This is a genomic window from Cytobacillus gottheilii, assembly GCF_001636345.1.
Taxonomy (GTDB): domain Bacteria; phylum Bacillota; class Bacilli; order Bacillales; family Cytobacillaceae; genus Cytobacillus; species Cytobacillus gottheilii.
On sequence record NZ_KV440945.1, the window covers coordinates 1,046,176 to 1,058,273 of the forward strand.

The 12,098-nt window shown below is 38.2% G+C and carries 8 protein-coding genes; 5 read left to right on the forward strand and 3 right to left on the reverse strand.

Annotated elements, in window-relative coordinates:
- Positions 1–177: 177 nt before the first annotated feature.
- Entirely contained in the window at positions 178–540 is a 363-nt protein-coding gene (locus A6754_RS04945) for a HesB/IscA family protein (protein ID WP_066442793.1), read from the forward strand.
- A 232-nt stretch (positions 541–772) separates the two neighbouring features.
- Here A6754_RS04945 and A6754_RS22280 read toward each other — a convergent pair.
- A protein-coding gene (locus A6754_RS22280) for an IS3 family transposase (RefSeq protein WP_371806953.1) occupies positions 773–2,133 on the reverse strand; the annotation gives its coding sequence in 2 pieces (ribosomal slippage) (positions 773–1,668 and positions 1,668–2,133; 1,362 coding nt in all).
- Between the two features lie 404 nt (positions 2,134–2,537).
- Between A6754_RS22280 and A6754_RS04960 the strand changes: the two genes are divergently transcribed.
- Positions 2,538–3,254 carry a response regulator transcription factor gene (locus A6754_RS04960; protein ID WP_066442794.1) on the forward strand — a complete coding sequence of 239 codons (717 nt, stop codon included), beginning with the start codon at positions 2,538–2,540 and terminating at the stop codon, positions 3,252–3,254.
- On the opposite strand, the gene A6754_RS22285 is transcribed toward A6754_RS04960, so the two are convergent.
- Positions 3,238–3,387 (reverse strand): anti-repressor SinI family protein, encoded by a 150-nt coding sequence (locus A6754_RS22285; protein ID WP_082851611.1) that lies wholly within the window; start codon positions 3,385–3,387, stop codon positions 3,238–3,240. The two genes, A6754_RS04960 and A6754_RS22285, sit on opposite strands and share 17 nt — an antisense overlap.
- A gap of 107 nt (positions 3,388–3,494) precedes the next feature.
- Here A6754_RS22285 and A6754_RS04965 point away from each other — a divergent pair, with 107 nt between their 5' ends.
- Together A6754_RS04965 and A6754_RS04970 are read left to right on the forward strand one after the other, a co-directional pair.
- Positions 3,495–8,663 (forward strand): AAA family ATPase, encoded by a 5,169-nt coding sequence (locus A6754_RS04965; protein WP_066442795.1) that lies wholly within the window; start codon positions 3,495–3,497, stop codon positions 8,661–8,663.
- A gap of 107 nt (positions 8,664–8,770) precedes the next feature.
- Complete coding sequence (locus A6754_RS04970; protein WP_066442796.1) at positions 8,771–8,977, forward strand: hypothetical protein; 207 nt, start codon at positions 8,771–8,773, stop codon at positions 8,975–8,977.
- 50 nt (positions 8,978–9,027) lie between these two features.
- Here A6754_RS04970 and A6754_RS04975 read toward each other — a convergent pair whose 3' ends face one another.
- Positions 9,028–10,026, reverse strand: a complete 999-nt coding sequence (locus A6754_RS04975) for an NAD(P)/FAD-dependent oxidoreductase (RefSeq protein WP_066442797.1) — start codon at positions 10,024–10,026, stop codon at positions 9,028–9,030.
- A gap of 326 nt (positions 10,027–10,352) precedes the next feature.
- Here A6754_RS04975 and A6754_RS04980 point away from each other — a divergent pair, with 326 nt between their 5' ends.
- On the forward strand, positions 10,353–11,567 hold the full coding sequence (locus A6754_RS04980) for an NAD(P)/FAD-dependent oxidoreductase (protein WP_066442798.1): 1,215 nt from the start codon (positions 10,353–10,355) through the stop codon (positions 11,565–11,567).
- The last annotated feature ends 531 nt before the right edge of the window (positions 11,568–12,098 follow it).

Genomic DNA, 12,098 nt, shown 5'->3' on the forward strand with positions numbered 1-12,098 from the left:
AAGTAGTAATTTATACCCAATAAAATACACCTGGATTTGTATATGAAACATAGATTGGTGTGTGTGAATGATGGATTCAAAAATTTATTCTTTCTGCAATAAACAAGATTAGTTGAGGAACATAAAAATACTGTATATACTAAAGGGAAAGGCATTTATTTTTAAGGAGGGTTTACGATGAATGATGTTGTCATTTTAACGGAAGCCGCTGCTCTTCATATAAAAGACATGATGAAACATAATGAGGAGGAGAACGCTTTTCTGCGTGTTGCGGTAAAAGGCGGAGGATGCAGTGGTTTATCCTACGGCATGGGCTTCACTCATGAACAAGAGGAAAAGGATCTTTTCTTTGAGCAATTTGGCATTCCTGTCGTAGTAAGTTCAGAGGATGCACCGATTTTAAATGGTACAAAAATTGATTTCAAACAAAGTATGATGGGCGGCGGGTTTACCATTGAAAATCCAAACGCAATCGCAAATTGCGGCTGTGGTTCATCATTTAGAACAGCAGCAAACACTGGAACCCCCGAGGAATGTTAATAATGAACACCAAAAAGAAGCTGGGACATAAGTATTTAACACTCTCATAGAACCGAATGGTTAGGAAGTCATCTTTCTAACCATTCGGTTTTTTTTACGATTATAAAATGTATTTTATTAGCATGAGTGAAATGGAGCGGAGGACACTCGACTCCAGTGGGCAATAGAGGAAAGGGTGAGACCCCGCAGGCGTGTGCACTGGACCCATAAAATTGGACACTTATATTTAAGCTTAAGCAGCTACTACTTCAGTACTAACCCGATAAGCTACTGGACTTTTCCGATTTAATCTTGATTTAATTCTCAAGTGGTTGTAGTAATAGATGTATTTTTCTAACTCGGCTTTAAAATGCTCGATACTTTCAAACTCTTGTAAATAAAGAAACTCTGATTTTAAGATCCCAAAAAAGTTTTCCATGACAGAATTGTCAAGACAGTTTCCTTTTCTAGACATGCTTTGTGTAATCTTATGTTCTTTTAGCGTCCTTCGGTATTTGGGCATTCGATAGTGCCATCCCTGGTCGGAATGTAGTAAGAGCTCATCGCCTTCTTTTACGTATTTTAATCCTTGGGCCAACATCCTATCGACCAAATCAAACGTCGGCCTTGATTGGAGTGTATAGGTGATGACCTCGCTATTAAATAGATCTAAAATGGGAGAAAGATAAAGCTTCTCTCCAAACACTTTAAATTCTGTAATGTCCGTCACCCACTTTTGGTTCGGTTTCTGGGCACGGAAGTCACGGTTAAGGATGTTTGGAGCTGCTTTTCCAACTTCCCCTTTATACGATTTATACTTTTTCATACGCACCATGCATTTAAGCCCTAGATCTCTCATTATTCGAAGTACTTTCTTTTTGTTGATCTGATATCCTTTTTCCTGAAGCACGTCCGTAATGCGGCGATATCCAAACCGACCTGAGTGTTTGCGGTAAATGAATGAAATTCTTCTTTTCCATTTGCGGTCAGGATCTGGTTGATTCCACTTTTTTATGAAGCTGTAGTAAGTGCTTCTAGGCATCTTGGCTATTTTGATCATTTTAATCACCGGGAAGTCCTTCCTTAGTTCATATATTACTTTCGCTTTATATTGGTTGGTGATTGTTCTTTCTGAACTAAGGCTTTCAGCTTTTTTAAATACGCGTTCTCCATACGAAGGTATTCCAGTTCTTCTATCAGCTCTTCTACCGATGGATTCTGAGAGTTACTCTTGTCCTTATTTTTCCTCTGATTAGATGTCATAATAGAAAGCCCCTTTTCTTTTGGTTCAAGGGCACCTACTCCAGCTGTCTCCCACGTTTTCTTCCACTTGCGAAGCATAGATGGATCAGGGAGATGGAAAATCGCGGATGCCTCTCGAATGGAGTAATTCTTTTCCGTGATAAATTGAATTACCCTCATTTTAAAGGCAGAAGGATAGTTTGTATAGGGAAAGGAAAAAGCCTGATCCCCATGGTAACGAACGAGCAGCACCCAGTAACGGAGAGTGGAATGATCTACGCCCACCTGATTCGCTAGTTCTCGATAACTAATCATTTCGTTTAAATAACGTTTAGCAATTTGAAGTTTCTTTTCCTTGGTAAGATGAGTCATTTATGAGTTCGCCTCCTATTGTTGGAGTGTCCAACAATAGGGGGGCAGTGCAGCGTGCCGAGGAGGCTCAGCTTCCTCCCCACGGAAAGCGAGGGTCCGCAGCGCAATGGAGCGGACTTGTTTAAATACCCAAACCAAGATATCGAAAGTTCGTGTTTTAGAAAGGTTTATTCGTTTTGTCCCAGTCTCTTTTTTTATTAGAGATTCATTCAATTAATGGAACAACATTTCTAACTAGGAAGGAATTAACTCCTGGATATGGAATAATAGATTTATAGGTTCCTCCATACAGAGAAAAAGCATATGAAAATAACGTAAAAAATAATGAGAAGTATATCCAAATATTATATAATTGTGGGAAATAAAGGGTTTAAAGCAGGGTGAAGAAAGGACGAAAGCCATAGATGACGAAAGAGACCATACTTCTTGTTGATGATGATCAAGACATTCAAAATCTGCAAAGACTTTATCTCCAAAAAGAAGGTTTCAGGCTGCATTTTGCCAATTCAGGCAAAGAAGCATTAAAGATCGCAGCAGAACAACAGCCCGGTCTGATTATTTTAGATGTTAACTTGCCAGATTTGGATGGGTTTGAAGTTTGCCAGAGCTTAAGACAATATACAAAAGTTCCAATTTTGTTTGTCACAGGCAGAAGTGATGATGTGGATACGATTTTGGGACATCGCATTGGCGGTGATGACTATATTTATAAGCCTTTTAATCCAAGTGTTCTTGTGGCGAAAGTAAAGGCACATTTGCGCCGTTATCGCGAATTAACAAGCGTGCCTAAGGATTCAAGTGTACAAGAATTACAGCATGTTCTTATGTTTGGGGATTTAATTATTGAAAAAGAACAATGTACAGTGAAAAAAGGCGGAAAAGAAATTACATTATCAACTAAGGAATTCTTGCTGTTATGCTTCTTAGCTGAAAATCCCAATCGAGTATTCAGTCTAGAACGGATATTTGACAAAATATGGGGTGAAGAAAGCTTAGGTGACTATCGTACTGTAATGGTACATATCAGTAATCTGAGAAAGAAAATAGAAAAGGATCCCAGTAAACCGGAGTTTATTTTAACTGTAAGAGGTTTGGGCTATAAATTCAGCGGAGACCAGTGATCGATGTTCTGAAAAATTTGCGTATATCCTCAATAGTCAATCCCATTTTTTTGGCTTCAAGAAGGAGTATATACCATTCTTCAAATTGCTCTTTAGACATTTCAGTGTGATCAGATTTCATCAAATTTGCCATCTTAAGCCTCCATTGAAAATGTTTTCATTGTATCTATATTATAAAGTTGAAAGTTAAAGTTTAGTTAAAGTGATATTAAAGTTCTTCTAAACATGAGGTGTACGTATTTGGACAAAAAGAACCGTATTGGCGACTATCAGCTGCTGGAGATTGAAATTGAACTGTATGATAGCGTCTTTTTTAAAGGGCTATCAAATAAAGGGAAGCAGGTTTTAATCAAAACCTTCAAAAAGGAATTTCCAGATAAGAAGGAAATTGCTGCATCCCTTCATGAATTTCATATGAGTGAAAAAATCCCGGAAATGATCCTGCGGCCAATTGAGATCCTGCAGCATCATTCGGTCTACTATTTTATATATGAATATTTCCAAGGCATCCCCTTAGCAGAAATATTAAAACAAACAAAGCTGCCTCTGCTTGAAAAACTGAAGATCTCATACCATTTAGCAAATGCCCTCTCTGCACTGCATCGGTATGGAATGATTCATAAAAATATAAATTCCATGCAGATTCTTCTTTCAGAATCCACATTAGAAGTTAAAATAACAGGTTTAACATATGCCACCTTTTTAAAACAAGAAAGCTATGCCATCTCTAGCCAGCATCAAGTATTTGAAAATCATCCTTTGTATATGTCTCCAGAGCAGACAGGGAGAATGAATAAGCCCATTGATTATCGATCTGACCTGTATTCCTTAGGGGTGGTGTTATACGAGCTGTTTACCGGTCAATTGCCTTTCAATATGGCTGAGCATAGCCAGCTTGTTCATGCACACCTTGCCAAAAGACCTAAACATCCAAGTCTGCAGCTTCCTGATTTACCTGAAATAATTGGAGAAATTATTTTAAAATTATTAGAAAAGACACCAGACAATCGCTATAAAAGCGCTTGGGGTCTGAGGGAAGATTTAGGATATGCCATTAGCCAATATCATGCATTCGGAAACATTCCAAGTATTGCGATTGGACAACATGACCATGGGCTCGTTTTTGAAAAGGCTGGTCGATTATATGGACGGGAAAAAGAAATTTCACAAATTCATAGAGCTTTTGCGCATGTAGCAAATGGCGGAAGAAGCCTATTGCTTATTCCAGGAGAGGCTGGGATTGGGAAGACAGCACTCGTAAATGAGATTCATAAACCATTGATTAAAGAAAAAGGATATTTTATTTCAGGAAAATTTGAGCAAATGAATAGAACAGTTCCTTTTGCGCCAATCCTTTCTGCCTTTCAATCACTCATTCGCCAGTTTCTGACCGAGAATAATGAACAAGTTGAGATCTGGAAGCGGAAAATAACAGAAGGATTGTCTGTACACTCTGCTTCTCTCACAGCTATTTTGCCAGAACTTGCCTGGCTGATTGGAAAGTCGGGTACTGCCTATAATCGATCATTACTTGATACACAGCGTCTGCAGCTATATACTTTTCAGCAATTTATAAATATCTGTGCAACGAAGGATCATCCACTCGTCTTATTTCTTGATGATTTGCAATGGGCAGATATTGCATCGCTGGAATGGATTGAATATATGCTGACACAGTCAGATTGCAGATATTTTATGATCATTGCTGCTTTTCGTGAAAATGAGATAAGTGAACAGCATCCTTTTAATAAAACAATGAATCTATTAAAGGAAAAAAATATCCTTTTCTCTAGTATCCCAGTTAGAAACCTTGCCCAAAATCAGGTGACATTATGGCTGGAAGAGTCCTTCTGTGACAAGGGAACACATATTGAGGAATTATCTGTTCATATTTATCGGATCACACAAGGAAATCCATTTTATATCAGACAGCTATTGAAATCCTATGAGGATGATGGACTCATTACACTTCTTCCAGAGCAGCGGAAATGGCGTATTGATGAGAAGTATAAAGATAGCTACGTTGATGAAAATATCCTATCCTTCTTAATTGGGCGAATTGAGATGCTGCCTTCGCATGTTCAAAATATATTACAGTTGGCTTCTTGTATTGGAAATCGTTTTGACCTAAAAACATTATCTATTATTTCTGGAGCATCGCTGGAAGTAACAGCTGAGCAGGTATGGGATACCCTTGAAGCTGGGATGGTTTTGCCGACCAGTGTATCGTATAAATGGATTTATCGTGAAGAAGCTGAAGCAATGGTTGAAGAAGAACCCCTCTATTACACTTTCTTGCATGACCGAGTTCAGCAGGCATTCTATGAAATGATGACAAATGACGAAAAAGAAGCAGCACATCTTACTATTGGGCGACTGCTCTGTAAGCATAAATCCTCCATTAAAAACGATATTTTCACAGTGGTTAACCACTTAAATAGAGTTCAAGATAAACTAACTTCACATGAAAAACAACAATTAAGAGAGTGGAACATTATTGCGGCAGAAAAGGCTAAAAATGCATCGGCGCATTCAGAAGCACTTGCTTATTATGAATACGCACAGCATTTATTTAATGAGGCCTCTTCAGGCAATGATGATCACTTAACCTATAGACTCATGAAGGGATTGGGAGAATGCCAGTACGTAACAAGCCAATTTTCTGAGGCGGAGCAAACCTTCAACGAACTGCTGAGTTATACAAAAAAGAAAGCAGATCAGCTCGAAATATATAATTCTAAAATGATATTGTATACACATATGCATCGAGTCGAGGAGTCGATTCAGGCAGGATTAGAAGGATTAAAGCTTTATGGGATAACGTTTCCAGAGAAACTGACAAAAGGAGATGTAGCCAAAGAGTTTTTGCTGGTTCGTCTGGCGCTCAGCAAGCGAAAAAGGGAGCAAATACTAAAACTACCGGAACTTAATAATGATGAAAAACAAGTGCTGAATACGTTGATCACCATGAATTCGGCTGCCTATCATATCAACCAGAATTTAGCTGCCCTTTTAATGCTGAGGGCTGTCCGTTATACGCTTAAGCATGGAATTGCCAATATTAGCGCCCTTGTCATCAATAATTATGCGCTCATTCTGAGTTCCGGATTTAAAGACTTTCAAGGAAGTGTACTGTATGGCAAGCTTGCTTTAGAACTATCAGAGTATTTTGGCGATGTGGGAATTAAAGGCCGTGTTCACTTTGTATATGGAAGCTTTGTGAATCAATGGCATTCCCATATAAGCAAAAATGTTACATACATGGAAAGCTCCCAGCGCTATTGTCTTGATGCGGGAAACATGCATCTCGCAGGAGCAAACAGTTCCTTTATAGTCGTATCCATGCTCATCCAGGGAGCACAGCTGGACACCGTTTTAACTCGTGTTAATCAGCAGATTCAATTTATCAATACAATACAATATCCCATTTCAATTGGTTTTTTAAATGAAATAAAACATTGGACAAGCATGCTGCAAAGTAATCATCCCCATTATCATTGGGAAATGCAGCCTGTCTTAGAGGATGACTCTGCTAAAATTATGCATTATACGATTCGCCTGCAAATGGCGTATCTATTCCATCAAAGGGATTATGCGGCAGCCATTTTACAAGAGCTAAGTCCACTAGTCAGCAATCGGCTTACGCTTGTCATAGTGCCCGAGTATTATTATTATCTCGCCTTGTGGTGTACAAAGGATTCTGAAATAGGCAGAGCATATAAGGGAGAATGGCGAAAGAGTTTAAAAAAGCTTGAAAGATGGGCAAAGCTATCCCCTCAGAACTATAAGCATAAACTCTTATTAATGAAGGCAGAAAAACAGAGAATAACAGATGGTGGCATTAGTACGAAATTACTTGCGTTGTATGATGAAAGCATTCGGCTTGCAGAGGAGAATGGATTCATTCAAGATGGTGCGATTGCCAATGAATGTGCCGGCTATTATCTTAAAGAATTAGGCTATGTAAAACTCGCACAGCCTTATTTCGAAGGTGCTGTCAATCTTTATGAAAAATGGGGAGCAGGATTTAAGAGACAGCAATTAGATGTTGATTCTAAAAGGATATCTGTCCCTATTCAGGTAGAGCCTCAAGCCTATTACGATGTCCATGCAGCATTGCAGGGTGCAGCACAAAGCATTTCCAATGAAATGACTATGTCAAAGCTTGCCTCCAAGCTACTTGGCGTTGCTATGGAATATGCCGGTGCTGATCGAGGTTTTATCTTATACAGAAGAAAGGATACTTTCTTTGTCGGAGAATGCAAAAACGTAAATGAAACTGAAGCTGAACGTTACCGTGATCTGCCGATTACAGGAAAGAATCTGCTGGCTGAAAAGGTTGTGGCTTATGTGAAAGCAAGCAGCGATTACGTGGTTCTTCATCATGCAGCGGCAGAAGGATTATTTATAAAAGATCCATATATTAAAGAATCTCAAACGAAATCACTATTCTGCAATCCCATTATGCGAAAGGGTGAAGTGATCGGTGTCTTATATTTAGAAAACAGGCATGCATCACATGTTTTTACAGAGGAAAAGACGAAACTGCTTTCAATTTTGGCAACTCAATTATCCATTTCAATTGAAAATGCTTATGTCTATGAAAGAATGGAAAAAGCTGTAGCTGAGAAAACGGAGCAATTACTGAATGCAAATCAGTCGTTAGAAAAAATTAACATGAAGCTAGAGGAAGTTGAGCAAAAGAGAAAACATTTTCTAGCGAACATATCTCATGATCTTCGCACGCCAGTAAACGTCATCAGCGGCTATTTAGAAGCAGTCATGAACGGACTTGCCAGGGATGAGCAGGAAAAGAACTTTCTAATTGGCAAGGCACTCGAAAGGTCTAATGAATTGGAGGAGCTTATTCAGGATTTATTTGAATTGTCGCAGGCAGAGTCTGGCCGCTTACAATTTGATATTGACTATATCCCGCTATCGCAATTTATTGCTTATATTAAAAATAGATATAAGAATGAGCAGCTCGGAGAACATTTAGCTTTTCGTATAGAGAATGTACTCATAAATGAAGAGATAGAAGACTATATGATCGGTGTGGATCCTGAAAGAATACGGCAAGTATTTGCAAATATTATAAACAATGCCAAAAAGTATACTGGGTCTGGTGAAATTATCCTGTCATTTAGATTACAAGGAGTTAATGAATTATTAATAATGATTCGTGATAGCGGTCAGGGTATACCGGCTGATGTTCTTCCCTTTATTTTTGACCGTGATTATACAAATAGCTACGGGGACAACAAAAAGAAAGGTCATGGTCTAGGCTTAAGCATCTGCAAGGAGATTATTACGGTCCATAAAGGAATAATCTGGGCAGAAAGCCAAGAAGGTGAGGGAACTACTTTTTATATTACTCTCCCGCTTTTTCAATTTTCTTTAGAAAATTAATATGTACAAGCACATTTTTACGTTTGCTGGATGCTAGCCTTTGCAGCTTGTCCTCCTCTTACATAAGATACATTGTAAAACAAAATAAGAGGAAGGGAGTTGTTATTATGGGATGCCGTAATAATAACGGAAATGTTGCAGGAGCTTTTGACGATAATTTTAAGGTGAAGGTGCATGCTCATATTGATGGCGAAGATCTTTGCCGTGCTGTTCGCCGCTGCTTAATCAATGACCTTGTCGCTGGTGCAGAGGATGACAACAACGATGATGATAGAGACTGCTGCTGCCATAAGCGCAGAAGATCTTGGATCTAATCGAAAAAAACTCCGGAAGGCTTAGCCTTTCGGAGTTTTTTATATGAAAATTATTTATCAAATAAAGAAGTACTGTGTAATGGCTGTACTCTTGCTTTTGGATCAATATATGATTTCGCGTTATTTACCGCTGTTGGTGCCTCACCAAATCCGCTTGCAATTAGTTTCACTTTCCCATCATAAGTTGAGATGTCACCTGCAGCATAAATACCTTCGATGTTTGTCTCCATTTTTGAATTAACAACGATGGAATTCTTTTCAATATTTAATCCCCACTCTTTGATTGGACCTAAGGAAGAGACGAAACCGTAGTTTACAATGACAGCATCCACATCGAAAACTTCTTTTTCTTTGCTTGTTACATTCTCTAACACGACCTGATGAACACCTTCATCATTTCCAATTAGTTCAGACGGCACATATGGTGTTTTTACTTCAACTTTTGAATTATGAAGGTTTTCAACACTGTGCTCATGAGCGCGGAACTTGTCACGACGGTGTACAATGGTTACTTTTTCAGCAATTGGTTCAAGCATTAAAGCCCAGTCAACAGCCGAATCTCCGCCGCCGAATACAACAACCTTTTTGCCGGCAAACGAATTAAGATCATCAATAAAGTAATGAAGATTTTTTCCTTCATATTCCTTCGCACTTTCTAATTCAAGTCTGCGAGGCTGGAACGCACCATTTCCGGCAGTAATGATAATAGCTTTTGTATAATGCACATCTTTATCTGTTGTTAATTTAAAGGTACCATCAGCCTGCTTTTCAAGCTGCTCAACAGCTTCTTCTAAGCAAATAGTTGGTTCAAACTTTGCCATTTGTTCTTTTAAATTATCTACTAGTTCTTGTGCACGAACTTTTGGAAAGCCGGCAACATCATAGATATATTTTTCAGGATATAGTGCACTTAATTGTCCGCCAAGCTGCGGCAAGCTTTCAATAATTTTAACGGATGCCTGTCTCATACCGCCGTAAAAAGCAGTGAAAAGTCCTGTTGGTCCTCCGCCAATAATGGTTATATCATAAACTTTTAGATCTTCACTCAAAGTTAATCCCTCCAAATATGTATTTTTCACTTTCATTAATATTACCATAAATACGTCTTTTGCTCACCATTTCTTAATCTTGTAACACAATCTTTTCTGATTAGTCTAAAAATTAATAAAGTATGATTTTATCTTGAAAAACATTTGAAAGTAGCATAATATGAAATGGGAGTATTAATGTTAATTTTCTGTGACAATTTTGGAACATTTTTTTGTCCATGTTCGTGAATTGGATCACAATCTTTTTCTGTTTTTTGTAAAATAAAATAGTATAAAATTGCGGAACATAATGTTACGCAAAAAATTAAAAGGTGGAAGTGATAGACTTGAGAAAGCCAAAAATAGTAATTCTAGGTGCAGGTTACGGCGGATTAATGACTGCTACTCGCCTTCAAAAGGCTGTAGGGACAAATGAAGCTGACATCGTATTAATAAATAAAAATGATTACCATTATGAAACGACGTGGCTGCATGAAGCATCAGCAGGAACACTTCATCATGATCGTGTAAGATATGATATTTCGGGTGTAATTGACCGAAACAAGGTTGAGTTTATTCAAGGAACTGCCGTAGAAATCAAGAAAGAAGAAAAGAAAGTATTGCTTGAAAACGGCGAAGTAGAGTATGACTATTTAGTAGTTGCACTAGGCGGAGAATCTGAAACATTTGGCATTAAAGGCTTAAAAGAGTATGCATTTTCCATTATAAATGTAAATGCTGCACGCCAAATCCGTGAGCATATTGAACTGCAATTTGCAACATACCATACAGAAGAAGAGAAAAAAGACGAACGCCTTACAATCGTAGTAGGCGGAGCTGGCTTTACTGGAATTGAATTCCTTGGTGAGTTAGGAAACCGTATTCCTGAGCTATGCCATGAGTATGATATTGATATTCACAAAGTAAAAATCATCTGTGTCGAAGCTGCACCAATGGTTCTTCCAGGATTTGATCCGGATCTAGTGGAATATGCAGTAGCACACCTTGAGAAAAAGGGTGTTGAATTCCGTATCGGCACAGCGATTAAAGAAGCTACTCCTGAAGGAATTATCGTTGCTAAAGGTGAAGAAGAGCCTGAGGAGATTAAAGCTGGTACAGTTGTATGGGCAGCTGGTATCCGTGGTAACGGGATTATTGAGAAATCAGGTATCGAAGCAATGCGCGGCCGTGTAAAAGTAAATCTTGATCTGCGAGTACCAGAGCATGAGAATATCTTTGTCATCGGTGACTGCTCACTAATGATTAATGAAGAAATTAATCGCCCATATCCTCCTACTGCACAAATTGCGATGCAGCAAGGTGAGACTTGTGCAAAAAATATTGCTGCACTTATTCATAACAAGCCTTTAGAAAACTTCAAGCCAGATATTAAAGGTACAGTTTGTTCTTTAGGAGAAAACGATGCAATTGGTGTTGTTTTCGGCAAAAAATTAGTAGGGAAAAAAGCTTCCTTCATGAAAAAAGTGGTTGATAACCGCTCACTTTACATGATCGGCGGAGCAGGCCTTGTATTGAAAAAAGGTAAATTTAACTTTTTATAATAAATGAGGGAGAGCAGACTGTGCATGGTCTGCTCTTTTTTTTGTTGGGAGAGTTCTCGGTGGATTAGGTGAGAGATGGTGTGAGCTGTATGTTATAGTTTTTGGGTAGGGTGGTTAGGCTCTAATAGGCTGTGTTTGGCTTGAATCTTTGAAAAAGAGTCTAGTTTTGGAGATAATCGCTCTGTGTGGAAGCAAAATCTAGGTTTTCACTTTAATCACGTCACGAAACACCAATATCTGGATAACAGAGTCGTGTTTCTGCTCAAATCACGCCATGTACCACCAATATCTGGATAAGAAGGTCCAGCTTCGTCTCAAATCCATCTTAATAACCAATATCTAGAATAAGCAATCACATCTTGCTCTGTGTCTACCCTAATTTCCCATTTAAAAAAATATACAGCTATATCACTAATATCCAGTAAATATATATCAAGAAATAAAACTACCTATAAATTGACCTGTGATCTCATATTATTTCAACTGTAAATTACTATTTTTATCTATGTTAAACTGTTTATTAAAGAAGAT

Coding starts and splice junctions, on each gene's coding strand:
- A6754_RS04945 (WP_066442793.1), top strand. CDS start 178: ATGAATGATGTTGTCATTTTAACGGAAGCCGCTGCTCTTCATATAAAA.
- A6754_RS04960 (WP_066442794.1), top strand. CDS start 2,538: ATGACGAAAGAGACCATACTTCTTGTTGATGATGATCAAGACATTCAA.
- A6754_RS22285 (WP_082851611.1), bottom strand. CDS start 3,387: ATGGCAAATTTGATGAAATCTGATCACACTGAAATGTCTAAAGAGCAA.
- A6754_RS04970 (WP_066442796.1), top strand. CDS start 8,771: ATGGGATGCCGTAATAATAACGGAAATGTTGCAGGAGCTTTTGACGAT.